The organism is Dyella marensis (assembly GCF_900112865.1).
GTDB classification, from domain to species: domain Bacteria; phylum Pseudomonadota; class Gammaproteobacteria; order Xanthomonadales; family Rhodanobacteraceae; genus Dyella_D; species Dyella_D marensis_A.
In genome coordinates, this window is record NZ_FONH01000001.1 from 515705 (window position 1) to 540842 (window position 25138).

Below are 25138 nucleotides of genomic sequence, written 5' to 3' on the forward strand. Positions count from 1 at the left end.
CCGCCCAGCTTAGGAAAGCGGGCTGTCTGCGGGCTTTCCAGGCACACATCGCGCGTAGGTTGGGGTGAGCGCAGCGAACCCCAACGTTGCGAAGGTGTTGGGGTTCGCCTTCAGCTCACCCCAACCTACGATGCCGGGCAGGATCGCGGCTTAGCGCCAGCGCGACAGCAATTCCAGCAACAGCAGGTCGCCGCGCAACGGACCGCGCAATGCATCGCGCGCATGGTTGGCGGCGCGGTACCAGTCGTCGAGCGCCTCGGCATCGAGATGACTGGCTAGCGGACCGTTATTCGCGCCCGCACGCCCGCGCGCTTCGTCGGCCGCGGCCTGGGCGGCGAACCACAGGCGCTGCGCGGGTTCGTTGTCCAGCCAGCGACGCACCACTTCCATGGTCTCGCCGCGGCCGGCCGCCAGCGCGGCCAGGTCCTTGCGCACTTCCTGGCGGCGCGCCAGCGCGCCCTCTTCCGCCCAGGCCCTGGCCAGGCCGGGATTGCCGCCGGCTGCATCGAGCGCGGCGACAGGATCCTTCACCCCTTCGCCCTGCAGCCAGGCCAGCGCCTCTTCGCGCGCCGGCACCTGGAACTCGATGCGCTGGCAGCGGCTGCGGATGGTCTGCGGCATGCGCCACGGCGCGTCGGCGACCAGCAGCAGCAAGGTGTTCTGCGAAGGTTCTTCCAGTGTCTTCAGCAGCGCGTTCGCCGCCGCCGTATTCATCGCATCGGCCGGGTCGATGGTGGCGATCTGCCAGCCGCCGAACTGGCTGGCCATGGCCAGGCGCGAGGACAGCTCGCGGATCTGGTCGACCACGATGTCGCTGCGCTGCACGCCGTCCTTGCGCAGGCCGAAGCTCAGCGTGACCAGGTCCGGATGCGTGCCGGCGTCCAGCAGCAGGCAGCTGCGGCAGCGGCCGCAGGCCTCGCCGTCGACGGCCTGCTGGCACAACAGTCCGCGCGCGAAGCGGCGCATGAAGTCGCGCTTGCCCAGCCCGGCCGGCCCGCACAGCAGCAGCGCGTGCGGCATGGCATCGCGACGGCGGCGCGCCTGCAGCCGCTCCCACAGTTCCGCATGCCAGGGCATCGCGCTCATGGCGCGGCCTCGAACAAAGCTGCGATGGCCTGCTCGGCCGCGCGCAGCACGTCGTCGGGCGAATGGCTCGCATCGATCACGCGGAAGCGCTGCGGCTGCGCGGCGGCGCGCGCGCGATACGCGGCGCGCACGCGCTCGAAGAACGCATCCGCCTCCACTTCGATGCGGTCGGCCTCGCCACGGCCTGCGGCGCGTGCGCGACCGGTGGCGACCGGCAGATCCAGCAGCAAGGTGATATCGGGCGCCAGGCCGCCGGTGGCCCACTGCTCCAGCGCCTGGATGCGCTCGACCGGCTGCCCGCGCCCGCCGCCCTGGTAGGCATAGCTGGCATCGGTGAAGCGATCGCACAGCACCCAGCGGCCGGCGGCCAGCGCCGGCTCGATCAGTTCGCGCACCAGCTGCGCGCGCGAGGCGAACATCAGCAGCAGTTCGGTTTCCGCCGCCATGCCGCGCAGGGCGGGATCCAGCACGATGCCGCGCACCGCCTCGCCCAGCGCCGTGCCGCCCGGCTCGCGGGTCAGCAGCAGATCGACGCCGCGCGCCTCGATGCAGGCGCGCAGGCCGGCCAGCAAGGTGCTCTTGCCCGCGCCTTCGCCGCCTTCGAGGCTGATGAATTTTCCGCGTGTCTGGCTCATTGGCAGCGCTTCAGCTGGTAACAGGCGACGTTGCGATTGTGTTCTTCCAGCGTGCTGGAGAACACATGGCTGCCGTCGCCGCGCGCCACGAAGTACAGCTCGCTGCCGCCGGACGGATGCAGCGCCGCTTCCAGTGCGGGCTTGCCGGGCAGCGCGATCGGCGTCGGCGGCAGGCCGGCGCGGGTGTAGGTGTTGTACGGCGTGTCGGTGGTGAGATCGCTGCGATGGATATTGCCGGCATAGCTCTCGCCCATGCCGTAGATCACGGTGGGATCGGTCTGCAGCAGCATATGCGTACGCAGGCGGCGCACGAACACGCCGGCGATGCGCGGACGCTCGTCAGCGCGCCCGGTTTCCTTCTCCACGATGGAGGCGAGGATCAGCGCCTCGTACGGCGAGGCCAGCGGCAGGTCCTTGTCGCGCTGTGCCCACAGCGCGTCGAGCGTCTTGCTCATCGCGGCATGGGCGCGCTTGAGGATGTCCAGGTCGCTGTCGCCCTTCACGTAGGCGTAGGTCTCGGGCAGGAAGCGGCCTTCCGGCGCTTCGCCGGCCGCGCCGAGCTTGTCCATCAGCTGCGCCTCGTCCAGCGCGGCGCTGTCCTGGCGCAGCTTGTCGGCCTTGCCCAGGGCCTGGCGCAATTCGCGGAAGCTCCAGCCGTCGACGATGGTGAAGTTGCGCTGCATGACCTTGCCCGCGGCCATGTTGGACAGCAGGTCGCGCGGCGTCATGCCGGCGCTGAGCGCGTATTCGCCGGCATGCAGGCGGCCGGCCACGCGCAGTTGCTCGGCCAGCAGGCGCCAGTACAGCGGATGCGCGGCGGTGATGCCCTGCGCGCGCAGCTGGGCGACGATTTCCTTCAGGCTGCTGCCGCGGCCGACATCGATGCTCTGCCCTTGCGCCTGCACGTTCAGCGGCGCCTCGCTGAAGCTCGAGAACTCGCGCCAGCCGTAGGCGAGCGCGCCGGCGAGCGCCAGCAGCAGCAGGAGAACCAGGCCGCGCGCCAGCGCGCGGCCCTTGGTCTTGCGTCGACTCATATGTGCTCCGTCGGAAAGCCCAGCCCGCGCCAGTGCGACTGCAAGTCGCGGGTGACCGGTCCGGGAACATACACGGTCTCGGCCATGCTTCGCACCGGCACGATGCCGCGGACGCTGGAACTGAGGAACAGCTCGCTGGCGTGCGCCAGTTCGCCCAGGGCCAGGTCGCGCACTTCGGCATCCCGCGTGGCCAGCACTTGCGCGCGCGCCACGCCGGCGACGCCGCAGCGCTCCAGCGAGGGCGTCACCAGGCGGCCGCCGATCACCGCGAACAGGTTGGCCATGGTGGTGCAGACGACGCGGCCGGCGGCATCGAGCAGCACGCCGTCGGCGATGGACGGATCGTCCCACTCCGCGCGCGCCAGCACCTGCTCCAGCCGGTTGAGATGTTTCATGCCCGCCAGCAGCGGCTGCTCGGCGAGACGCAGCCGGCACAGGCGCAGGCGCACGCCCTCGCCGCTGTACGGCGCGGGCGCCGGGAAAGCGGCGACGATGCGCGTGGGCTGCGGCGACGCGGGCATGGCATAGCCGCGCTCGCCCACGCCGCGGGTCAGGGTGATGCGCACCACGGCATCCGCCAGGCCGCTCGATACGGCAGCGGCTTCGCGCGCGAGCAGCGCTTCGTCCGGCATCGGCAGGCGCAGGCGTACGCAGCTCTCGCGCAGGCGCTGCATGTGCCGCGGCCACAGCGGCGCGGCGGCGCCGACCAAGCGGATCGTTTCAAACAGGCCGTCGCCATAGGCCAGCCCGCGGTCCAGCGGCGACAGCGCACCCGCCGCCATGCCGTCGACCAGCAGGCGCGCCGGGGGCGGCATCAGTCCGCCACGCCCAGCGCGCGCAGCAGGCCGCGTGCCTTGGCGCGCGTCTCGTCCAGCTCCTTCTCCGCCACCGAGTCGGCCACGATGCCGGCGCCCGCGCGCAGGCTCACCTGCGTGCCGGCGAGGGTGAGCGTGCGGATCAGGATGTTGAGGTCCAGGTCGCCGTTGCGGTCCAGGTAACCCAGCGCGCCGGTGTAGGCGCCGCGCGGGGCGTCTTCCAGTGCATGGATGATCTCCATGCAGCGCACCTTGGGGCAGCCGGTGATGGTGCCGCCGGGGAAGGTCGCGGCGATCACCTGCCCCGGCGTCACGCCGGGCCGCAGCTTGCCGCGCACGTTGGACACGATGTGGTGCACGTGCGCATAGCTCTCCACCACCATCAGCTCGTCGACCTGCACGCTGCCCGGCACGCAGACGCGGCCGAGATCATTGCGCTCCAGGTCGATCAGCATCACGTGCTCGGCACGCTCCTTCGGATGCGTGCGCAATTCGCGGATGCGCGCCAGCTCGTCGTCCGCCGGCGTGCGTGGACGCGTGCCGGCGATCGGGCGCGTCTGCGCCACGCCGCCGCGCGCCTCGACCAGGCGCTCGGGCGAGGAACTCACCACCGCCCAGTCCGGCTGCTGCAGCAGGCCGGCGAATGGCGCCGGATTGGCCATGCGCAACGAGGCGTACAGCGAAGCCGGCGTCGGCGCGTCGGCGAAGCGCGCGCGCCAGGCGCGCGACAGGTTCACCTGGAAGATATCGCCCGCATGCAGATGCTCGTGGATGCGCGCCACGCCATCGCGGAAAAGTTGCGGATCGTCTTCGTCGCGTTCGAGCGGCGCCGGCAGCGGCGCGATCGGCGGCTGCGCCTCGAGGTCGGCCGCCATCTGCTCGAGCAGGTCTTCGCAGCCCGGTTCGGCGATCAACACGGTGCGCTCGCGTTCGTGATCGACGATCGCCGCCGCGGGGCAGCGCAGTGCGAGCGCCACCGGCAGCACCTCGTGCGGCGCCAGGCGCAGGCGCGGCTCGATCTCGCCGGCCAGTTCATAGGCCAGGAACAGCACCCAGCCGCCGTGGAACGGCAGGCCGTCGTCCGCGTCGCGCGGCAGGCGCTCGGCCTGCCAGGCGGCATCCAGCGCATGCAGGAAACCACCCGCGTGCTCGGCACCCTGCCCGTCCAGCACGCGGCCGTCGGCGTGCAGGGTCAGGCGGTCGCGCGGGAACGCGAACAACAGGTCGAAGCGCGCCTGCGGGGTGCCGCGCACCACGCTCTGCAGCAGGCAGGGATAGCGCTCGGGAAATGCAGCGGCCGGCGCGAGCAGGTCGCGCCGGCCGTGCAGGGTGCGGCGGATGGACGTCACGCGCCGGTCAGAGGCGGCGGAACGCCAGCGTGCCGTTGGTGCCGCCGAAGCCGAAGGAGTTGGACAGGACCACGTCGAGCTTCGCCTCGCGCGCGATGTTCGGCACGAAGTCGAGATCGCAGCCTTCGCCCGGCTCGTCCAGGTTGACGGTCGGCGGCAGCACCTGGTCGCGCAGCGCCAGGATCGAGAAGATCGCCTCCACGCCGCCCGCGGCGCCCAGCAGATGACCGGTGACCGACTTGGTCGAGCTCATCGCCAGCTTGTAGGCGTGCTCGCCGAACACCTTCTTCGCGGCCAGCACTTCGCCCAGGTCGCCCAGCGGCGTCGAGGTGCCGTGCGCGTTGACGTACTGCACGTCGCCCGGGTTGAGGCCGGCGTCCTTCAGCGTGTTGTCCATGCAGCGCGCCGCACCCTCGCCGCCCTCGCTGGGCGCGGTGATGTGGTAGGCGTCGCCGCTCATGCCGAAGCCGACCAGCTCGGCGTAGATCTTCGCGCCGCGCGCCTTGGCATGTTCGTACTCTTCCAGCACCAGCACGCCGGCACCGTCGGACAGCACGAAGCCGTCGCGGTCCTTGTCCCACGGACGGCTGGCCTTGGTCGGCTCGTCGTTGCGGGTGGACATGGCCTTGGCCGAGCAGAAGCCGGCCATCGCCGTGCCGGTGGTGGCGAACTCGGCGCCGCCGGCGATCATCGCGTCGGCATCGCCGTACTGGATCATGCGCGCGGCCAGGCCGATGTTGTGGGTGGCCGTGGTGCACGCGGTCACGCAGGCGATGTTCGGGCCCTTCAGGCCGTACATGATCGACAGGTGGCCGGAGACCATGTTGATGATCGAGCTGGGCACGAAGAACGGCGACACGCGGCGCGGGCCCTTCTCATGCAGCTCGATCGAGGTGTGCTCGATGGTATGCAGGCCGCCGATGCCGGCGGCGACCGCCACGCCGATGCGCGGCGCGTTGGCTTCCGTCACTTCCAGCCCGGAATCGCGCAGGGCCTGCGTGCCCGCGGCGATGCCGTAGTGGATGAAGGGATCCATCTTCTTGATGTCTTTCGGTGCGATCCACTGCGCCGGATCGAAGTCACGCACTTGGCCGGCGATGCGCGTGGCGTAGTTCGTGGCGTCGAAATGGGTCACCTCCCCGATGCCGCTCACGCCCTTGAGGACATTGTCCCAGGCCGTGGCGATATCGTTGCCGACCGGCGAAATGATGCCGAGGCCGGTAACCACCACACGTCGTTTGCTCATGCTGATCTTCCTTCATGGTTCCGTGTGCCTGCCGCAAGGGCAGCCATCCCGCGGAAGCCGCGTGGATGCCGTCCCTCGCCCTATGGTGCGCGAGACGCGAACCATACGGGTTAGGACGTTGCAAAATGCAGAAACGAAAACTGCGCCAATGTGGCGCAGCTTTCTGGTGTCGCGTCGTGAGGCGGGCAGCGCATGTGGCGCCGGCCGCCGCGCACGATCACTCCTTGGTGTGGGCCTTGATGTAGTCGACGGCCTGCTGCACCGTGGTGATCTTCTCGGCCTCTTCGTCCGGGATCTCGGTCTCGAACTCTTCCTCGAGCGCCATCACCAGTTCGACGGTGTCCAGCGAATCCGCGCCCAGATCGTCAACGAACGACGAGCTCGGCTGAACCTCATCTTCCTTCACGCCCAGCTGCTCAACAACGATCTTTTTGACGCGCTCTTCGATGGTGCTCATGTTGCCAATACCTCCCAAGGACAAAAATGCCGGCGGATTGTAGTGGCTAAGCCTTGCTCCCGCCACGGTCCACCAACGTTGGTAAGGCGCTGGCCCTGACGACCGGCGCGAAAGACCAATTGTCGCCTAAAAACGATCCGATGGCGACAACCCCGATGGCCCCCTTCCGGCAGGGTCGCCGCCCCGACCCTCCCGGACGAAACCGCGCCACGGGGCGGCCTGGCCGGCTGGACCGGGGCGCTTGCGGCGGCGGCCACGTGCGCTGCAACACATACCCCGGCGGATGTTCCTGCACGCCTGGCGCAAGCTTTCGCGCAGCGCTGCCGGGCGCGCCGGCCGGAAACGAGGAGAGCCGCCCTGAGGCGGCTCCCGTTGCAGCGCCGATGACGACCGACCGCCTTACGGCATGTACATGCCGCCGTTGACGTGCAGCGTCTCGCCGGTGATGTACGCAGCCGCCGGCGAGGCCAGGAAGGCCACCGCCTTGGCGATGTCCTGCGCTTCGCCGAGACGGCCGAGCGCGATCTGCCCCAGCAGCGCCTGCTTCGATTCCTCCGGCAGCGCGCGCGTCATGTCGGTGTCGATGAAACCAGGCGCGACCACATTCACCGTGATGCCGCGGCTGCCGATCTCGCGCGCCAGCGACTTGGAGAACGCGATGATGCCGGCCTTCGCCGCCGCGTAGTTGGACTGGCCCGGATTGCCGGTCAGGCCGATGACCGAGGCGATCGACACGATGCGGCCCTTGCGCGCCTTCATCATGCCGCGCATCACCGCCTTGGAGGCGCGGTAGACCGACGTGAGATTGGTGTCGAGGATGGCCTGCCAGTCCTCGTCGCGCATGCGCATCAGCAGTTGGTCGCGGGTGATGCCGGCGTTGTTGACCAGGATGGAGAGCGCGCCGACGTCCTTGCCAATCGCATCGACCAGCGCTTCGATCGCACCGGGCTCGGTGACGTTGAGCACGCGGCCCTGGCCGCCGTGCGGCGCCAGGCGTTCGCCGATCGCGGCGGCGCCGCTTTCGCTGGTGGCGGTGCCGATCACCGTGGCGCCCTGGGCGGCCAGTTCGTCGGCGATCGCCGCGCCGATGCCGCGGCTGGCGCCGGTGACGAGGGCGATTTCACCTTGCAGAGTCTTGCTCATCGTTGTGCTTCCTGAGGTCGATGTGATGAGTCGTGATGCGCTGTGTCGCGGCCGCTCAGGCCCACTCGGCGCGCACCGCGTCGAGCTCGGCCGGCGCACCGATGGCACGCGCGTCTAGGCTCTTGTCGATGCGCTTGATCAGGCCGGCCAGCACCTTGCCCGGGCCGCATTCGGCCACGCGGGTGGCGCCGCCGGCGGCCAGCGCCTGCACGCATTCGGTCCAGCGCACCGGCAGGTAGAGCTGGCGCTGCAGCGCGCCGCGGATGTCCTCGATCTTGGCGTAGGCGCGCGCCTCGGCGTTCTGGATCACCGGAATGGAAGGCTGCTGCCAGTTCAACGTGGCCATGCGCTCGCCGAGCCTGTCCGCCGCCTCGCTCATCAGCGCGCAATGCGAAGGCACCGATACGGCGAGCTTGATCGCCTTCTTCACGCCCAGTTCCGCCAGCCGCGCCAGCGCGCGGTCGACTGCCTCGGCATGGCCGGCGATCACCAGCTGGCCCGGCGAATTGAAGTTGGCCGGCGACACCACCTGGCCCTGCGCGACTTCCGCGCACACGGCGGCGATCTGCGCGTCGTCGCCGCCCAGGATGGCGGCCATCGCGCCCACGCCGGCGGGCACCGCGGCCTGCATCAGGCGGCCGCGCTCGGCGACCAGGGCGGCCGCATCGTGCAGCGACAGCGCGTCGGCGCAGACCAGCGCGCTGTACTCGCCCAGGCTATGGCCGGACAGCTGCGCCGGCAGCGCGCCGCCCAGCTTCCGCCACACGCGCCACGTCGCCACGCTGGCGGCCAGCAGCGCGGGCTGGGTGTTCTCGGTGCGGTTCAGCGCGTCTTCCGGCCCCTGCTGGCTGAGCGCCCACAGGTCGACGCCGGCACCCTGCGAGGCCTCGTCGAAAGCGGCCTGCACCTCGGCATGGGCGGCGGCCAGTTCCGCCAGCATGCCCACGGATTGCGAGCCCTGGCCGGGAAAGACGAATGCGAGCGAAGCGGCGTGCTGAGTCATGCAGGCGGGAATTCCATCGAGGAAAAGCGGAATGGTGCCAGCAACGCGGGCCATGCGCAGCCGTATTCGCGTCGACGGCACCTGCGCAAACGAACATGCCGCCCGAAGGCGGCATGGCGTTTGAAACGTCAGGCGAGGCTCAGTAGCGCAGCAGCGCCGAGGCCCAGGTGAAGCCGCCGCCGAACGCCTCCAGCAGCAGGTTCTGGCCACGCTGCACCTTGCCCGAGCGCACCGCGTAGTCCAGCGCCAGCGGCACCGAGCCGGCCGAGGTGTTGGCGTGCTTGTCGACCGTGACGATGACCTTGTCCATCGGCATGGACAGGCGCTTGGCGGTGGCTTCGATGATGCGCAGGTTGGCCTGGTGCGGGATCAGCCAGTCCAGCTGGTCGGCGTGCATGCCGGCGGCAGTGAGGGTTTCCTCGACCAGCGCGTCCAGCGTCTTCACCGCGACCTTGAACACTTCGCGGCCGGCCATGCGCACGAGCACGCCATGGTTCTTCTCGTTGTCCTTGAAGCCGACCGACACGCCGACCGGGTTGTACAGCAGTTCCTTGTGGCCGCCGTCGGCATGCAGGCAGGTGGCGTAGATGCCGGGCTCCGAGGAAGCCTCCAGCACCACGGCGCCGGCGCCGTCGCCGAACAGCACGCAGGTGGTGCGGTCGTCCCAGTCCAGCATGCGAGTCAGCGTCTCCGCGCCGATCACCAGCACTTTCTTGGACTGGCCGCTGCGGATGAACTTGTCGGCCACGCCCAGCGCGTAGACGAAGCCCGAGCAGGCCGCGTTGACGTCGAATGCCGCGCAGCCGTTGGCGCCCAGGCGGTGCTGCACCAGGCAGGCGGTGGACGGGAAGATGATGTCGGGCGTGGTGGTGCCCATCACGATCAGGTCGAGCTCGGAGGCCTTCACGCCGGCCGCTTCCAGCGCGCGCTGCGCCGCCTGGGTGGCCAGGTCGCCGGTGGTCTCGCCGTCGGCGGCGATATGGCGCTGGCGGATGCCGGTGCGCTCGCGGATCCATTCGTCGCTGGTATCGACGAACTTCTCCAGGTCGGCATTGGTGACGACGCGCTCCGGCAGCGCGCTGCCGGTGGCGATGATGCGGGAATAGATCTGGGCCATGGACTGTCCGTCGGCGGATACGGCGCGCGACGTCACCCAGGCCTGGGAGAACGTCCGCACCGAGACCGCAAAGTTACGTTCGTGAGCGCCTAAACGCAAAGCGGCGCGTCACCGCGCCGCTTCGTGGAAGCGAATCCTCGCGAGGGGCAAACCCTCGCGCGAACGCTCAGTCCTCTTCGACCACCGAGGTGTTGGTGTCGATGACCTTCTTGCCGCGGTAGTAGCCATCCTTGGTGACGTGGTGGCGGCGATGCACTTCGCCACTGGTCGGATCGGTGGCCAGCTGCACGGTCTTCAGCGCATCGTGCGAACGACGCATGCCGCGGGTGGACGGGGTTTTGCGGCTCTTGGCAACGGCCATGGCGAGTCTCCAGCTAAGCGTTATTTCTTGAGTTCGCGCAGGATCGCGAACGGGTTGTCGGAACGTCCCTCGCCCGAATCCGCTTCGGGCGATGGGGGCACTACATCGTCGGGCAGCGTGCTGTCCGGATTGACCGGGACCAGCGGCAGCGCCAACAGCAATTCGTCTTCGATCACGTCCGCGAGGGCCAGCTTGCCGTCCTCGGCGACCAGGAGCGGCTCGCTGCCCGGGGGCAAGGCTGCTTCTTCGCGCTCGAAACGGATCAGGCCGAGCCGGGTGTCGACGTGCACGGGGAGCACGAACGGCTCCAGCGAACGTTGACAGATCACCGTGAGCGGCGCTTCGACGCGTACGTCGAGGTACGCGTTGTCGAACCCGTCACGACCGAAATCCAGCTCGAACCGGACCTCGCCTTCGGTACCGGCGAGGGCTTCGCTCAGGCGCCGCATGGCGGCGATGGGCAAGGCTCCCTGGAACGAACGCCGCGCCGAGACCATGCGCCAAGCGTCCACGGACTCTGGCAGTGTCACGGACATAATCGAGAAATCATAGGTTTGCGCCGGGCCCAAGTCAACATCTTGTTTACCTGGCCGGATCCGGCAGCCACATATGCTATCCGGCTTCATCCATGCCGTCTCGATCTATCCCCGTCCAGGAACGTGACTCGCGTCGATCCGGGCCTTTTGCCTGAACGGCCCCCATGCGGCAGACTGCGCCCTCCTCGTTGCCGAGCCGCTCCGTCTCACGTGAACGACCTCCTGACGTACGGCCTGGCCACCTTTTGCGTTTTCGCGGTCATCGTCGCGGCCGGCGGCGTCTGGCTGCGCCGCAAAGGCAATCAACGCTCGAACAGCCTGCACCAGCTGCTGGAGCTGGCCGACCGGCTGGAAGCGGACCTCAAGACTTGCCGCGCCGGCCTGCAGCAGGCCCATGCGGTGATGTCGCTCAATCCCGACAAGCCCGCCGCCAGCGAACAGGAAGCCCGCCAGGCGATCGAGGCCGGCCTGCGCTCCCTGCTGCAGCAGCGCATCTGGATCCGCGACCAGGCACCGCACGCCAGCCAGGACCAGCTCGACCAGGCCGTCACCGCGATGGCCGAGACGCGCAGCCGCCTGGCCCCCCTGCTGGAAGCGCTGAACGACGCCCAGCACGCGCTGGACGACGCCATGCGCGAGCACATCCAGCGCGACTCCAACGCATGAGTCCGCCCCGCCTGGTGCTGGGCTCCACCTCCCGCTACCGCGCCGAGCTGCTGCGCCGGCTCTGTCCCGAGTTCGAACAGCGCGCCCCCGGCACCGACGAAACCGCCCTGCCCGGCGAAGCTCCGGCCGCGCGGGCGCTGCGCCTGGCCGTGGCCAAGGCCGAGGCGGCCGCGCAGGGACTGGACGATGCATTGGTGATCGGCTCCGACCAGGTCGCCGAACTCGACGGGCGAATGCTGGACAAGCCCGGCACGCCCGGGCTCGCCCGCGAGCAGCTGGCCGCCAGCTCCGGCCGCGTGGTGCATTTCCACACCGCGCTGTGCCTGTTCGATACGCGCAGCGGCCAGGGGCAGGTGCATATGGATCACACCCGCGTGCAGTTCCGCGCGCTGGACGCGGCGGAAATAGCCCGCTACGTGGAACGCGAACAGCCGCTGGACTGCGCCGGCAGCTTCAAGTGCGAAGGCCTGGGGATCAGCCTGTTCGAACGCATCGACAACGAAGACCCTTCCGCGCTGATCGGCCTGCCGCTGATCGCGCTGGCCCGCCTGCTGCGCGCGGCGGGCGTGGCGCTGCCCTAGCGGAACGCCGCGGCGCCTTCGCGCCAGATTACGCACTGCGCCGGCGCGATCGCCGGCTGGCCGGCCATCGGCACGCGCCCCTCGTAGAACGCGATGCGCTTGCGGCCGTCGAACAGATCCAGCCGGCGCAGCGCCTGCGCAGCGGCGATCCGGTCGCACAGCGAACCCAGCCAGTCGGAGCGCTCGCGGATGCGCAGCGATGTCTCGTCCACCGCCAGCAGCATCGGCGCGCCGGCATGCGCCTGGCGCAAGGCGGCTTCGTCGCGCTGCCACACGGCCAGCTGCGGCGCGCGGCCGTGCTTGGTGTTGAGCGGACTGTCCAGCGCGTAGACGGGCACGGCGCCATCGAGCTGGAAATCGATCTCCGCGGCGAGCATGAAATTGTCGGCCACCAGCGCGCCCGGATGGGCCGCCAGCAACTCGCGCGCGGCGGCGCCGCTTTCGCGCCAGCCCACGAAGCGCGCCGGAAAGGCCTTCCATCCCGCCAGCGCGTCCGCGCCGGCGGGGCTCGCGGCCAGGCCCAGGTACGCCAGCCCGCACAGATGCCCGAAGAAGGCCATGCCCACGGCGGCGATGATGGTCCGCCGGATCCAGCGCCGTCCCCACAACGGACGCAACAGCACCGGCAATGCGCCAAGCAAGGGCAGATACCCCGGCAGCGGCCAGTGCGCGCGGAAACGCACGTCATCGGCGAACAGCCCAAGCACGAAATACAACACGACGAAGCACAGCGAAGCGATCGCAATCAGATCCCACGGCGCGCCTTCGCCGCGCCGCCGCCAGCTGCGCCACGCGGCCCACAGCAGCAGGCCGTACAACAGCGGCGTGCATGCCGCCGCCTGCTCCAGCGGCTGCACCAGCGCATCCGCATGGAAGCTCCACGGATTGCGTTCGACCAGCTGGAACGCCACGCCCGCACCGCGCTGCTGCCAGTTGGCAATCAGCAGCGGAACCAGGCCCGCCAGCGAGACAGCCAGCGCCATCCAGAATCCCGGCCGGCGCCATTGCACGCGCCCGCGCGGCGTCAGCACGAACAGCAGCAGGCCGGCCAGCATCGGCATCACCGCGCGGTAATGCGTGAGCCAGCACACCGCCAGCGCGACGCCGAGCAGCAGCCAGTCGAGCAGGCGGTCGTCCTGCATCGCGCGCAGCAGCGCATACAGCGCGAGCATGCTCGCCACCGTCAGCGGCACATCCGGCACCGCCATCACGCCGAGCGTGCCGGCCAGCGGCAGCGCCAGGCACAGCAGCCCGGCCTGCCAGCCGGCGCGCGCATCGAAGGCGCGGCGGGCGAACGCGACCACCAGCCACGGCAGCGCGCTGCCGAGCAGCAGGAACGGCCAGCGCATGCCGAGCACGCCGTGGCCGGCCAGCACTTCGCCGAGGCGGATCATCCACGCGGTCAGCGGCGGCAGGTCGCTGTAGCCCCAGGCCGGATGCCGGCTCTCCTGCCAGTAGAAGGCCTCGTCGCCGAACGGCGCCAGCTGCGCGGCGACCGCCACGCGCGCCGCCAGCAGCACGAGAAAGGCAATGAGAAACGCGCCTCGCCAGCGTGCGAGGCCGGGGGCTACACTGCCGCGATCACGCATGGTCATGCCCTTGCCCTTCTTCACTCCACGTTTCCTTCTCCCACGCGAGCCCATGTCCGCGATCACTCCGCTCCACGATGACGCCCTGCACTCCCGCCTCGACGCCGCCATGGCGCAGGTCAACCAGGTCCTGCTGGGCAAGCCGCGCCAGGTGAAACTCGCCTTCACCTGCCTGATCGCCGGCGGGCACCTGCTGCTGGAGGACGTGCCCGGCGTGGGCAAGACCACGCTGGCGCATGCGCTCGCCGCGAGCTTTGCGCTGGAGTTCCAGCGCGTGCAGTTCACCAGCGACCTGTTGCCGTCGGACATTATCGGGGTGAGCGTCTACGAGCGCGAGACCGGGCAGTTCCGCTTCCATCCCGGCCCGATCTTCACCGGCCTGCTGCTGGCGGACGAGATCAACCGCGCCACGCCGAAGACGCAGAGCGCGCTGCTGGAGGCGATGGCCGAGGGCCAGGTCACCGTGGACGGGCAGACGCATGCGCTGCCGCAGCCGTTCTTCGTGGTCGCCACGCAGAATCCGCTGGACCTGGCCGGCACCTTCCCGCTGCCGGATTCGCAGCTGGACCGCTTCATGCTGCGCGTTTCGCTGGACTATCCGGACGCCGCCGCGGAACGCGCCCTGCTCACCGGCAGCGACCGCCGCGACCTGCTCGCGCAGATGAGCCCGCAGCTGGACGGCCCCGCGTTGTCGATGCTGCATCGGCAGGCGCAGGCGATCACCGCCAGCCCGGCCCTGCTCGATTACCTGCAGGCCCTGCTCGCCGGCAGCCGCCGCCATGCGGACATCCGCGTCGGCCTGTCGCCGCGCGCCGGCCTGGCCCTGCTCAATGCCGCGCGCACCTGGGCCATGCTGTCCGGCCGCGGGCATGTGCTGCCGGAAGATATCCAGGCGCTGTTCGTGCCGCTGGCCGGGCATCGCCTGGTGCCGGCGCGCGGCGCCAACGGGGACGCGCTCGCGCGCCAGCTGCTCGCCGAGGTGGCGGTGGATTGATGGCCATGGCCGTGGCCGAGACCTACCGTCGCGTGCAGCAATGGGCCGAGCGGCGCCTGCCCGCGCTCACCCGCTACCGGCGACTGGAAAGCCTGCCGATCGAACTGCACCGGCGCCGCATTTACATCGTGCCCAGCGGCTTCGGCGCGGCGTTCGGCGTGCTGCTGCTGATCATGCTGGCCGGCGCGCTCAACTACGCCAACAACGCGGCGCTGCTGCTCACCTGCCTGCTGGCGGCAGCTTGTGTGTCGAGCATGCTGGTGGCGTTCCGCACGCTGGACGGACTGCGCCTGAGCGCGATCCAGGCCGGCCATGCGATCGCCGGCGAACCGCTCGCGCTGCAGCTGCACGTGGAAGCGGGCGTGCGCCTGCGGCAGGCGATCCGCGTCGAGCTGGACGGCCAGACCCATGCCTTCGCCATCCCCGTGCACGAAACGCTGGCGGTGGAAGTGCCGCTGCCGACCGAGCACCGCGGCTGGCAGCCGCTGCCGCGCATCCAGCTGTGGACCAGCTGGCCGCTCGGGCTGTTCCGCGCCTGGAGCTGGCTGTATCCGGAGATGTCGGTGCTGGTGTGGCCACGGCCGGAAGCCGCCGGGCCGCCGCCGCGCTCGCCCACCGACGATCCGATCCACCAGCGCCTGCATCACGGCGACGACCTGGCGGCGCTGCGCGATTACCGCGCGGGCGATCCGCAGCGGCGCATCGCGTGGAAGGCCAGCGCGCGGCATGAAGGCCTGCTGGTGAAGGATTTCGAGCAGCCGCGCCCGCGCCTGGAATGGCGCCTGGACTGGCGCGACCTGCGTCATCTGGACAGCGAATCGCGCATCGCCCGCCTGGCCCGCTGGCTGGGCGAGGCCGAGGCCCGCGGCGTGCCGTCGAGCCTGTGGCTGCCGGGCGAGGAGATCGCCCATGGCGCCGGTCCCGCGCATTACGCGCGCTGCATGAACGCGCTGGCGAAACTGCCGTGAGCTCGATCGTGAGCCGCCTGCGGCGCAAGCGCGAAGAGGCGCCGCTGGAGGCGCGCCCGTTCGACCTGCTCTGCCTCACCGCCGCGGTGGTGCTGGTGCTGCACGCCATGCAGCTGCCGCCGTGGCTGGACGCGCCGCTGGCTGTCGTGCTCGCGCTGCGCTGGTGGCAGCGCCGGCGCAAGCCGGGGCGCGCGCCGGTCTATCTGAAGCTGCCGCTGGTGGTGCTGCTGGCCGCCACGGTGATCTTCCACTACGGCAACATTTTCGGCCGCGAGCCCGGCTCCGCGCTGGCGGTGGGCCTGCTGGTGCTGAAGCTGCTGGAAACCGAGACGCCGCGCGATGCCAAGGTCGCGGTGGCGTTCGCCTGCTTCACCCTGATGGCCGCGCTGCTCTCGGACCAGGGCATGGTCGCCACCTTCGTGGTGAGCCTCGGCCTGCTCCCGGCGGTCGCCAGCATGCGCGCGCTGCAGCCGGCGCGGCTGCCCACCAGCCTGCGGCGCGAACTGCTGCCGGCGTTCGGCCTGCTGCTTGCCGCCTTGCCGCTGTCGCTGCTGGCCTTCGTGCTGGTGCCGCGGCTCGATTCGCCGCTGTGGGGCGCACCGCCGTCGGGACAGGCGCGCACTGGACTGAGCGAGGGAATGTCCCCGGGCGATTTCGTCGACCTGCTCACCGACAACCACCCTGCCCTGCGCGCCAGCTTCGACAGCGAACCGCCGGCGCCGGCGCAGCGCTATTTCCGCGCCTACGTGATGTGGCATTACGACGGCCGCCGCTGGAGCACGCTGCCGACCGGACGCCAGCCGGTGCCGGTGGAATACCGGGACAGCATCGGCTACCGGATCTCGCTGGAGCCGACCAACCAGCGCATCCTGCCGGCGCTCGACGTGCCGCTGTCGGCACCGGGCAACGCGATCCTCGGCACCGATCGCGCGATCACCAGCACCAAGCCCGTGCAGGATCCGCTGACCTACGAGCTGCGTTCGGCCCTGAGCTACCGCCTGCAGCCGGAGCTCGACGAAAGTTCGCGCCGGCGCGCCCTGCAATTGCCGGCCGAGTTCAATCCGCGCACGCTGGAACTGGCCGGGCAATGGCGGCGCACCTTCGCCGGGCGCGACGACCTCATCGTCAAGGCGGCGCTGGCGCTGTTCCACGAAGGCGGCTTCAGCTACACGCTGGCCCCCGCGCCGCTGGGCCGCGACGCGGTGGACGATTTCCTGTTCTCCACCCACGAAGGCTTCTGCGAACACTACGCCTCGGCCTTCACCGTGCTGATGCGCGCCGCCGGCGTGCCGGCCCGCGTGGTCACCGGCTACCAGGGCGGCTACTGGAACAAGCTCGGCCAGTACCTGCTGGTGCGCCAGTCCGATGCCCACGCCTGGAGCGAGGTATGGCTGGACGGGCGCGGCTGGATCCGCGTCGATCCCACCGCCGCGGTGCGCCCGGAACGGGTCAGCCTGGGCGCCGCGGCGGCCGCGGCGGCCGGCCAGTCCGAATGGCAGGGCATCGCCTGGCTGCGCGAGATGCGCAACCGCTGGGACGTGGTCAACCGTTGGTGGAACGAAGGCGTTATCGGCTTCGATGCACTCAGGCAACGCGGGCTCCTCACGCCATTCGGCGTCCGCAACACGGATACGACCACCCTGAGCGTGCTGCTGGCGGCCAGCAGCGTGGCGTTCGCGGTCATCGGCCTGATCTGGGCCCTGTGGCGGCGACGCGACGAAGACCCCCTGCGGGCCGCGCTGCGCACGCTGGAACGCAGGCTGGCCAAGGCCGGCGTGGCGCGCAGGAGCAGCGAGGGCCCGCAGCATTACCTGCAGCGCGCGGCCAGGGCCCTGCCCGGGCAGCGCGAGCAGCTGGACCAACTGATGAGGAGCTACCTGGACCTGCGCTACGCCCACCAGACCCCGCCGCCTGAACCCCTGCGACGGTTCCGCCGGGCGGTGCGGGATTTCAGACCTCGACACGTGGTCAAATGAACCGAACGAATTGAACTCTTCGGATAAAGGAATATCCGCCCGATCATGGAGAAAGCGGTCATGTCCATTCGCAAACACCTCGCCATCGCGGCCGTGACGGCCACCCTGGCGGCCTGCGCCACGGTTCCCCAGCCGTTGCAGGGCACCTATACCGAGATCAGCACGGCCCAGGCGCAGCAAGGCGGCGCCGGCGGCAGCAAGGTCCGCTGGGGCGGCGAGATCATCAAGACCGAACCCGGTCCGCAGGAAACCTGCTTCTTCCTGCTGTCGCGCCCGCTGGACAGCGAGGCGCGCCCGAAGATGGCCACCGACAACGACAGCCAGGGCCGCTTCGTGGCCTGCCGCGCCGGCTTCTACGATCCGGAAGTGTTCGCGCGCGGCCGCGAGCTGACCGTCACCGGCACCCTGCACGGCACCGTGTCGCAGAAGGTCGGCGAATACGACTACGCCTATCCGCGGGTCGAGGCCGACGTGGTCTACCTGTGGCCCAAGCGCGTCGCCGTGCGCTACCCGCCGGGCTACTACGACCCGTTCTGGGGTCCGGGCTTCGGTCCGTACTGGGGCCCGGGCTGGGGTCCGTGGGGCGACCCGTTCTGGTACCAGCCGCGGGTGATCGTGGTGCCGCGGCCGGTGCATAAGTAAGCCGCTTGCACGGACAAAAAAACGCCGGCCTGAGGCCGGCGTTTTTTTGTCCTGACGTAGGTTGGGGTGAGCACAGCGAACCCCAACGAACCTCCCAGCGCCACCGCCACGTTGGGGTTCGCTGCGCTCACCCCAACCTACGCCGTGGCAAGGCTCAGCCCGGCGGCCAATGCATCCGACGCCCGGCCAGCAGATGCACATGCAGGTGAAACACCGTCTGGCCACCGTGCTCGTTGCAATTGATCACCGTGCGATAACCATCTTTCGCCAGACCCTGCTCGCGTGCATACGCCGCCGTGGCCAGCAGCAGCTTACCCAGCAGCTCGGCATCCCCGGGCCCGGCTTCGTCCAGCGTGGCGATCGCGCGCTTGGGCACGAACAGCACATGCACCGGCGCCTGCGGGTTGAGGTCGCGGAAGGCCAGCACGTCGTCGTCCTCGTAGACGATGTCGGCGGGAATCTCGCGGCGGATGATCTTTCCGAAAATGGTGTCGGCCATGCGTCGGCTTCCTTCGGTCTATGACTCAACCCAGCGGCTGGCGGCTGCCGAAGGCGTGCGCCAGCGTGCTGCGGTCGACGTATTCCAGCTCGCCGCCCAGCGGCACGCCATGCGCGAGCCGGGTCGGCTTCACCTTGGCCGCGCGCGCCAACTGCGCGAGATAGTGCGCGGTGGCCTCGCCTTCCACGGTGGGATTAGTGGCGATCACCATTTCCTCGATCTCGCCCTCGGCCAGGCGCTCGGTGAGCAGGTCCAGGCCCAGCTCTTCCGGCCCCAGTCCGTCCAGCGGCGACAGGCGTCCCAGCAGCACGAAGTACTGCCCGCGATAGCCGGTGGCCTGCTCGATCGCCGCCAGCTCGGTCGGCGACTCCACCACGCACAGCACCTGCCGGTCGCGGCTGCTGCTGGCGCAGATCGGGCACACCGGTTCCTCGCTGAAATTGCGGCAGCGCGTGCAGTTGCCGATGCGCTGCATGGCCTGCTCCAGCACTTGGGCCAGGCGCAGGCCGCGCTCGCGTTCGCGCTCCAGCAGATGGAAGGCCATGCGCTGCGCGCTCTTGCCACCCACGCCGGGCAGGCAGCGCAGGGCTTCGATCAGGTCGGTGAGAAGCTTGCTCACGCGCTTAGAACGGCATCTTGAAGCCGGGCGGCAGGTTCATGCCGGAGGTCACGCCGCCGAGTTTGTTCTTGCTGGCCTCGCCGACCTTGTTGACCGCGTCGTTGATCGCCGCGGCGACCAGGTCCTCGGCCATCTCCGGATCGTCCGCGAACAGCTTGCGGTCGATCTGCACGCGGCGCACTTCGTGGGCGCCGCTCATCACCACCGTGACCAGGCCGCCGCCGGACGTGCCGGTGACTTCCAGCTTGGCGATCTCTTCCTGCGCGCGCTTCATTTCTTCCTGCATGCGCTGCGCCTGCTGCATCAGCTGGCCGATCTGTCCTCTCATGACGCGTACTCCGAAGGCTTGAGGTTTTCAGGGTTCAAACGGCTTGACCGACTGCGGCAGCACGCGCGCGCCGAATTCGCGACGCAGCGACTGCACCAGCGGGTCTTCCTCGATCGATTGCTCGGCGGCCGACTGCGCGACCGAACGCGCATTGGCCGCGCGCGCGGCGGGCGTCTCGCCGCCGCCGGAGCGGTCGTCCACGAAACGCAGGCGGATGCGCTCGCCCAGCGCCTGGCTGATGCGCTCTTCCATCTGCCCGACCATCGGTTCCACCGCCAGGTGCATGTACATCGGCTGCAACGCCAGCACCAGGGTCGAACCCTCGCGCTCGCGCAGCACGGCGTTCTGCGCCAGCTGGCCCATCGGTCCGCGCAGGCTGGCCTGTTCGATCAGGCTGTCCCAGTGCGGCAGGCCGCGCGAGTCGAGCGCCGGCGCGGCGCGCGGCGCCGGCACCGGGGCAGGTTCCATGCGCGGCGGCAGCGTTTCCGCCTGGCGCGGCGCCGGGCGTTCCATCGCAGGAGCGGGAGCAGATGCCGGCATCGGCGGCGCGCTGCGTGCCGGTGCCGGCGCGGGCGCAGCCGCCGGGCGCGGCGCGGCAGCAGGGCGCTCGGCACGCGTCGGCTCGCCCTCGCCCGCCGGGCGGAACGCCAGCATGCGCAGCAGCGCCATCTCGAAACCGGTGCGCGCATCGGGCGCCAGCGCGAGGTCGCGGCGGCCACCGATGGCGATCTGGTAATACAGCTGCACGTCTTCCGGGCCGAGCCGCTCGGCCAGCGCGGCGAGCGCTGCCTCGTCGCCGCCGTCGCCTTCGGGGCGATAGCCCGGCACCAGCTGGAACAGCTGCAGGCGATGCAGCACGGCGGCCAGGTCGTCCAGCACGCCGCCGAAGTCCGGCGAGAACGAGGCGATCCGCGCGCACTCAGCCATCAGCTGGTCGCCGTCGCCGGCGGCCAGCGCATCGAGCACGCCCAGCACCTGGCCGCGCGCGACGCTGCCCAGCATGGCGCGCACGTCGTCGACCTTGAGCGCGCCGCCGCCGTAGGCGATCGCCTGGTCCAGCAGCGACAGGCCGTCGCGCAGCGAGCCGTCGGCGGCGCGCGCCAGCTCGACGATGGCGCCGTCCTCGTAGGCGATGCTCTCGGCGCCCAGGATGTGGCGCATCTGCCCGGAGATCTGCTCCGGCAGCAGGCGCTTGAGATTGAACTTGAGGCAGCGCGACAGCACCGTCACCGGCAGCTTCTGCGGGTCGGTGGTGGCGAGCAGGAATTTCACGTGCGGCGGCGGCTCTTCCAGCGTCTTCAGCAGCGCATTGAAGGCCGGCTTGGACAGCATGTGCACCTCGTCGACCAGGTACACCTTGAAGCGGCCGCGCGCCGGCGCGTACTGCGCGTTCTCGATCACTTCGCGCACGTCGTCCACGCCGGTGTTGCTGGCCGCGTCGATCTCCAGCAGGTCGACGAAGCGGCCGGCATCCACCGCCGTGCAGACCGCGCACTCGCCACAGGGATCGGCCGACTCGCCGCGCTCGCAGTTGAGCGACTTGGCGAAGATGCGCGCGATGGTGGTCTTGCCCACGCCGCGCGTGCCCGTGAACAGGTAGGCATGGTGCATGCGGCCGGTGTCGAGCGCATTGGTGAGCGCGCGCACCACATGCTCCTGCCCGACCAGTTCGGCGAACTTGCGGGGGCGCCATTTGCGCGCGAGTACCTGATAGGACATGCGTTGAAAGCCTGCTGGACGCCGGAGCCGCCGATGCCGTTCCGGCAACGCGGCGAGGACGGGAATGAAGTGGCGGGATACTAACTTGGGGCGACGCCCGATTGTGCCAAGTCGGCTGCGGCAAGTCAGTACGAACGGCGGCGCGAGCGCGCGGTGGCGAGGCTTGAAAATGCAGGCCCGAAAAGGCGGCGACCCCGCCAGCCACACCCCGGCACCCGAATCGTTCGCTACCGTTGCTCCCTTCCGGGCCTGGCGGAATTTACGAACTATCGTCGCGGGGGGACCGACGGGGTCACCATAGACGTCGGGCTTCAAGCCCTTGGCGACGTTCCGCCGGGCGGAACGTCATGCGATTTCACTGGCGGAGAGGGCGGGATTCGAACCCGCGATACGGGTATAAGCCGTATACACACTTTCCAGGCGTGCTCCTTCAACCACTCGGACACCTCTCCGCGATGGTGAAATCGCCCTGTCGGGCCATCGGGCCCGGCAAAGAGGGGGAATCATAGCGGCAGCCCGGAGCCCAAACAAGCCGGCTCAGCCGGCATCCGGCCGCGGCGGCGTGGGCGACGGCAGTGCGATCCGCTCGCCGGTCGAGGCCATGACGTAGCCGCGAGCCGCCAGGGCCGCGCCGTCGTCCGCGCTGCCGTAGTGGTACAGGCGCAGGCGCTGGCGCAACGGGTGCGGATATTCGCGCTCGATATCGTCGATGCCGGTATGCGAGGGATTGCCCACCAGGCCGCAATCGTGCGCGATCAACTCGGTGCCGGCCGCGTAGCGCGCCAGCATCTCCGGCACCGGCCGGGTGTCGCCGGTGTAGGCGAAGCTGCCGCCCAGGGCCAGGCCGAACGAGGTCTGCGGCAGATGGTGCCGGGTGGGAAATACGTCGAACCACAGCCCGTCCAGCCAGAAGCCGCGGTGGCAGGGCACCAGTTGGAATGCCTCCCAGAAGTTCACCCCGCCTTCGGCCAGCACGCCGGGATAATCCGCCACCCGCGCCTGCAGCCAGCTCATCAGCGCCGCGTGCACGAACAGCCTGGTGCGCCCGCGCCGCGCCTCGTCGAACCACAGCCGGAAGAACAGCCGCTCCATGCCGCCGACGTGGTCCATGTGGGTGTGCGTGATGAACAGCGCGGGCGGCACATCGCCGTAGGCGGCGACGTAGCGGTCCAGCGTGTCGGGCCCGCAGTCGATCAGCAGCAGCGGCTTGCCGTCGCGCTCCAGCACCGCGGCCGAAGAGCCGAGCTCCACCGCATGCGCGGCGCCGACGCCGAGGAAATGCAGGCTCCAGGTCATGCGGCCGCTCCCATACGTGTGCGCTGCCTGCTCATGGCTCGTCGCCGCCGACGCCGAAGGTCGCGGTGTAGCCCTGTTCCAGCGGTTGCCACAAGGTCTTCTCGAATACCGCCTCGCTCTCGGCCATCGCGCCCAGTTTCACCAGCGAGCGGCGCAGGCGCTGCAGGTTGGCGGTGCGCCAGGCTTCGGCGGGCGGGCGGCGTTCGCCGCGGTCGAAATCGATCAGGTACAGCTGCGACTCCGCCACCAGGATGTTGTGCGCATTGAGATCGGCATGCCACACGCCGGCGCGGTGGAAGCGCGCGACCAGCTCGCCGGTGCGCTGCGCCAGTTCGGCGTCCAGGCGGCCCCAGGCCAGGCATTCGGCCAGGGTGCGTGCCGAGGCGACGTGCCGGGTGATCAGGTCGGCGGTATAGAACGGCCCCTGCCGCCGATAACGCGCGGCGATCGGCGCCGGCACCGGCAGGCCTTCGCGCGCCATCGAGGCGAGCAGGCGGAATTCGGCGAAGCTGCGCGTGCGCTCGGCGCCGGTCCACAGGTAACGGTCGCCCATCAAGCGCGCCACCATGCCGCCGCGGCGATAGTGGCGCAGCACGCCCTCGCCGGCCGGCGTGCCGACCAGCGCGACGCCGCCGCGCCCGCCGGTCTGCATGCGCAAGGCGCCCAGTTCGCGCCAGTGGCTGGGCATGAACCAGTCGTCGTCGACTTGTGACGAAGCGGCGGAGTCGAACAGAATCGCCCCGCCCGCATTCGTCCGGACCTGCTCTTGCGCCATCATGTCCGACCCGGCACCCCATCCAGTGATCCACTGGATTCTAGCCCAGCGCGTACTACCGACCCCAAGCCCTCATGCCCGCTCCCTCATCGATCTGCCTCCTGCGCACCTCCGCCATCGGCGACGTCACCCACGTGGTGCCGCTGGTGCACACCTTGCGCGCGGCCTGGCCGCAGGCCGAGCTGACCTGGATCGTCGGCAAGCTCGAACGCAAGCTGGTCGGCGACCTGCCCGGCGTCGAGTTCGTCACCTTCGACAAGGGCGCCGGCTGGGCCGGCATGCGCGCGGTGCGCGATGCGCTGCGCGGGCGGCGCTTCGATGCGCTGCTGCAGATGCAGGTGGCGCTGCGCTCCAACCTGCTCAGCCTGGGCGTCAAGGCACGGCGGCGCATCGGCTACGACCAGGCGCGCTCCAAGGATTTGCATGGCCTGGTGATCGGCGAGCGCATTCCCGCCCGCACCGGCGAGCACGTGCTGGATGCGATCGGCAGCTTCTGCGAGCCGCTGGGCCTCAAGCAGACCGAGGTGCGCTGGGATATCCCGCTGCCCGATGAGGCGCAGGCCTGGGCCGCCGGACAGCTGCCGCCGGGTGCGCCGGTGCTGCTGGTCAGCCCTACCTCAAGCCACAGCCTGCGCAACTGGCGTCCGGAGCGCTATGCGGCGGTGATGGACCATGCCGCGCAGCGTGGCTGGCGCGTGCTGCTGGTCGGCGGCCCTTCGCCGGGCGAGCGCAGCATGGCCGATGCGGTGCTGGCGGCCTGCCGCCTGCCGCACACCGACCTCACCGGCAAGGACACGCTCAAGCGCCTGCTGGCGATGCTGTCGCGCGCCTCGCTGCTGCTCACGCCGGATTCCGGCCCGATGCACATGGCCAACGCGGTGGGCTGCAAGGTGCTGGGCCTGCACGCGGCAAGCAATCCGGACCGCTCGGGCCCCTACTCCGACCGCCGCTGGTGCGTGAACAAGTACGACGAGGCGGCGCGCAGGTATCTCGGCAAGCCGGCCAGCGAGATTGCGTGGGGCAGCAAGATCGAGCGCGAGGGTGTGATGGATCTGATCGGAGTCGACGATGTGGTCGAGCGCTTCGAGGCCTTTGCGGCGACGCTATGACGTAGGTTGGGGTGAGCCGCAGGCGAACCCCAACATCGGCAGCACCATGCGCCTCGCATCGTTGGGGTTCGCCTGCGGCTCACCCCAACCTACGCCGATGCCATGCAGTTTCAGACAGCCTTGTAGTCCTGGTACGACTTCTCTTCCACCAGCTGCGAACCCAGCTTGAGGTTGATCTCGCGCTTCACCGCCGCGCGCTCGTCGTTGCGGAAATACACCGCGCGCGCCAGCTCGATGAACTCCTGGTCGAAGGCCTGGGCCTTCTCCTTCAGGCGGATGCGGTCCTCGATGTCCCACAGCGTCTCGTTCACCCCCAGCAGGCGGGCGCGCTCGTCGGCGATGTCGGTGGCGGCGGCCGGATGGGCGGCCCAGGTAGCGTTGAGCTGATCCAGCTCGTTGCGCACATTGGCCAGCTTGGCCGGGTCGGTCATCTGCTTGGACTTGATCTCCAGGATGGTGATCTTGTCGATCAGCTCACCGTAGGACACCGGAACTTGGATCAGGCTCATGGAAACTCCCTTCGAAAACGGGTGGAGCGGACGGGCGGCTCCGGCAGGCGCACATGATAAAGACATTGCGCCGATGGTTCAGCTGA

At 69.9% G+C, this 25138-nt stretch carries 27 protein-coding genes, 1 tRNA gene and 1 other RNA gene; 7 read left to right on the plus strand and 22 right to left on the minus strand.

Annotation, left to right across the window (positions count from 1 at the left end):
- Positions 1 to 150: 150 nt before the first annotated feature.
- The 12 genes from holB to BM172_RS02185 form a co-directional block, all read right to left on the minus strand.
- Positions 151 to 1086 carry a DNA polymerase III subunit delta' gene (holB, locus tag BM172_RS02130; protein ID WP_026634444.1) on the minus strand — a complete coding sequence of 312 codons (936 nt, stop codon included), beginning with the start codon at positions 1084 to 1086 and terminating at the stop codon, positions 151 to 153.
- Positions 1083 to 1721 (minus strand): dTMP kinase, encoded by a 639-nt coding sequence (gene tmk / locus BM172_RS02135; protein ID WP_026634445.1) that lies wholly within the window; start codon positions 1719 to 1721, stop codon positions 1083 to 1085. Before tmk ends, holB begins: the two co-directional genes overlap by 4 nt.
- Positions 1718 to 2755, minus strand: coding sequence for an endolytic transglycosylase MltG (gene mltG / locus BM172_RS02140; RefSeq protein WP_026634446.1), 1038 nt, complete (start codon positions 2753 to 2755; stop codon positions 1718 to 1720). Before mltG ends, tmk begins: the two co-directional genes overlap by 4 nt.
- Complete coding sequence (gene pabC, locus BM172_RS02145) at positions 2752 to 3570, minus strand: aminodeoxychorismate lyase (protein WP_035322849.1); 819 nt, start codon at positions 3568 to 3570, stop codon at positions 2752 to 2754. Before pabC ends, mltG begins: the two co-directional genes overlap by 4 nt.
- The gene (locus BM172_RS02150) at positions 3570 to 4919 is read right to left on the minus strand and encodes an aminodeoxychorismate synthase component I (RefSeq protein WP_026634448.1); all 1350 of its coding nucleotides are present in this window, start codon (positions 4917 to 4919) and stop codon (positions 3570 to 3572) included. Before BM172_RS02150 ends, pabC begins: the two co-directional genes overlap by 1 nt.
- A 7-nt stretch (positions 4920 to 4926) precedes the next feature.
- The gene (gene fabF / locus BM172_RS02155) at positions 4927 to 6165 is read right to left on the minus strand and encodes a beta-ketoacyl-ACP synthase II (protein WP_026634449.1); all 1239 of its coding nucleotides are present in this window, start codon (positions 6163 to 6165) and stop codon (positions 4927 to 4929) included.
- A 217-nt stretch (positions 6166 to 6382) separates the two neighbouring features.
- Positions 6383 to 6622: an acyl carrier protein gene (gene acpP / locus BM172_RS02160; RefSeq protein WP_026634450.1), complete on the minus strand. Its 240-nt coding sequence runs from the start codon at positions 6620 to 6622 to the stop codon at positions 6383 to 6385.
- A 399-nt stretch (positions 6623 to 7021) separates the two neighbouring features.
- Complete coding sequence (fabG, locus tag BM172_RS02165; protein ID WP_026634451.1) at positions 7022 to 7765, minus strand: 3-oxoacyl-ACP reductase FabG; 744 nt, start codon at positions 7763 to 7765, stop codon at positions 7022 to 7024.
- A gap of 55 nt (positions 7766 to 7820) precedes the next feature.
- Positions 7821 to 8768, minus strand: coding sequence for an ACP S-malonyltransferase (fabD, locus tag BM172_RS02170; protein ID WP_026634452.1), 948 nt, complete (start codon positions 8766 to 8768; stop codon positions 7821 to 7823).
- Positions 8769 to 8907: 139 nt separating this feature from the next.
- The gene (locus tag BM172_RS02175) at positions 8908 to 9885 is read right to left on the minus strand and encodes a beta-ketoacyl-ACP synthase III (protein ID WP_026634453.1); all 978 of its coding nucleotides are present in this window, start codon (positions 9883 to 9885) and stop codon (positions 8908 to 8910) included.
- 166 nt (positions 9886 to 10051) lie between these two features.
- A complete protein-coding gene (gene rpmF / locus BM172_RS02180; RefSeq protein WP_026634454.1) occupies positions 10052 to 10246 on the minus strand; it encodes a 50S ribosomal protein L32 in 195 nt (64 codons plus the stop codon).
- A 20-nt stretch (positions 10247 to 10266) separates the two neighbouring features.
- A complete protein-coding gene (locus BM172_RS02185) occupies positions 10267 to 10782 on the minus strand; it encodes a YceD family protein (RefSeq protein WP_081805101.1) in 516 nt (171 codons plus the stop codon).
- A 210-nt stretch (positions 10783 to 10992) separates the two neighbouring features.
- Here BM172_RS02185 and BM172_RS02190 point away from each other — a divergent pair, with 210 nt between their 5' ends.
- On the plus strand, positions 10993 to 11448 hold the full coding sequence (locus tag BM172_RS02190) for a hypothetical protein (RefSeq protein ID WP_051548469.1): 456 nt from the start codon (positions 10993 to 10995) through the stop codon (positions 11446 to 11448).
- Positions 11445 to 12029 (plus strand): Maf family protein, encoded by a 585-nt coding sequence (locus tag BM172_RS02195; protein ID WP_026634457.1) that lies wholly within the window; start codon positions 11445 to 11447, stop codon positions 12027 to 12029. Before BM172_RS02190 ends, BM172_RS02195 begins: the two co-directional genes overlap by 4 nt.
- Here the strand turns inward: BM172_RS02195 and BM172_RS02200 are convergent.
- Positions 12026 to 13642: a glycosyltransferase family 39 protein gene (locus BM172_RS02200; RefSeq protein WP_231504155.1), complete on the minus strand. Its 1617-nt coding sequence runs from the start codon at positions 13640 to 13642 to the stop codon at positions 12026 to 12028. The two genes, BM172_RS02195 and BM172_RS02200, sit on opposite strands and share 4 nt — an antisense overlap.
- Before the next feature lie 28 nt (positions 13643 to 13670).
- On the opposite strand from BM172_RS02200, the gene BM172_RS02205 reads away from it, so the two are divergent.
- From BM172_RS02205 to BM172_RS02220, 4 genes are read left to right on the plus strand one after another with little or no spacing between them, the layout of a single operon-like run.
- Complete coding sequence (locus tag BM172_RS02205) at positions 13671 to 14612, plus strand: AAA family ATPase (RefSeq protein WP_026634459.1); 942 nt, start codon at positions 13671 to 13673, stop codon at positions 14610 to 14612.
- Between the two features lie 5 nt (positions 14613 to 14617).
- Positions 14618 to 15580, plus strand: a complete 963-nt coding sequence (locus BM172_RS02210; protein WP_428844751.1) for a DUF58 domain-containing protein — start codon at positions 14618 to 14620, stop codon at positions 15578 to 15580.
- Complete coding sequence (locus tag BM172_RS02215; RefSeq protein WP_331279768.1) at positions 15577 to 17556, plus strand: transglutaminase TgpA family protein; 1980 nt, start codon at positions 15577 to 15579, stop codon at positions 17554 to 17556. Before BM172_RS02210 ends, BM172_RS02215 begins: the two co-directional genes overlap by 4 nt.
- A gap of 60 nt (positions 17557 to 17616) precedes the next feature.
- Positions 17617 to 18198: a Slp family lipoprotein gene (locus BM172_RS02220; RefSeq protein ID WP_026634462.1), complete on the plus strand. Its 582-nt coding sequence runs from the start codon at positions 17617 to 17619 to the stop codon at positions 18196 to 18198.
- Between the two features lie 154 nt (positions 18199 to 18352).
- On the opposite strand, the gene BM172_RS02225 is transcribed toward BM172_RS02220, so the two are convergent.
- The 8 genes from BM172_RS02225 to BM172_RS02260 all read right to left on the minus strand — a co-directional run bounded on the left by BM172_RS02225 (position 18353) and on the right by BM172_RS02260 (position 23437).
- Positions 18353 to 18697, minus strand: coding sequence for a histidine triad nucleotide-binding protein (locus BM172_RS02225; protein ID WP_026634463.1), 345 nt, complete (start codon positions 18695 to 18697; stop codon positions 18353 to 18355).
- 25 nt (positions 18698 to 18722) lie between these two features.
- Entirely contained in the window at positions 18723 to 19316 is a 594-nt protein-coding gene (gene recR / locus BM172_RS02230) for a recombination mediator RecR (protein ID WP_026634464.1), read from the minus strand.
- A 4-nt stretch (positions 19317 to 19320) separates the two neighbouring features.
- Positions 19321 to 19644, minus strand: coding sequence for a YbaB/EbfC family nucleoid-associated protein (locus BM172_RS02235; RefSeq protein ID WP_026634465.1), 324 nt, complete (start codon positions 19642 to 19644; stop codon positions 19321 to 19323).
- A gap of 27 nt (positions 19645 to 19671) precedes the next feature.
- A complete protein-coding gene (dnaX, locus tag BM172_RS02240; protein ID WP_026634466.1) occupies positions 19672 to 21363 on the minus strand; it encodes a DNA polymerase III subunit gamma/tau in 1692 nt (563 codons plus the stop codon).
- Positions 21364 to 21555: 192 nt separating this feature from the next.
- Positions 21556 to 21652: signal recognition particle sRNA small type (gene ffs, locus BM172_RS02245), an RNA gene on the minus strand.
- Between the two features lie 70 nt (positions 21653 to 21722).
- Positions 21723 to 21815: transfer RNA gene (locus BM172_RS02250), tRNA-Ser, on the minus strand.
- Between the two features lie 85 nt (positions 21816 to 21900).
- On the minus strand, positions 21901 to 22659 hold the full coding sequence (locus tag BM172_RS02255) for an MBL fold metallo-hydrolase (protein WP_026634467.1): 759 nt from the start codon (positions 22657 to 22659) through the stop codon (positions 21901 to 21903).
- A gap of 31 nt (positions 22660 to 22690) precedes the next feature.
- Positions 22691 to 23437, minus strand: a complete 747-nt coding sequence (locus BM172_RS02260; RefSeq protein WP_026634468.1) for a 3-deoxy-D-manno-octulosonic acid kinase — start codon at positions 23435 to 23437, stop codon at positions 22691 to 22693.
- Between the two features lie 71 nt (positions 23438 to 23508).
- Between BM172_RS02260 and BM172_RS02265 the strand changes: the two genes are divergently transcribed.
- Positions 23509 to 24543 (plus strand): glycosyltransferase family 9 protein, encoded by a 1035-nt coding sequence (locus tag BM172_RS02265; protein ID WP_026634469.1) that lies wholly within the window; start codon positions 23509 to 23511, stop codon positions 24541 to 24543.
- 110 nt (positions 24544 to 24653) lie between these two features.
- On the opposite strand, the gene BM172_RS02270 is transcribed toward BM172_RS02265, so the two are convergent.
- Positions 24654 to 25052 (minus strand): DUF6165 family protein, encoded by a 399-nt coding sequence (locus BM172_RS02270; RefSeq protein ID WP_026634470.1) that lies wholly within the window; start codon positions 25050 to 25052, stop codon positions 24654 to 24656.
- Between the last annotated feature and the right edge of the window lie 86 nt (positions 25053 to 25138).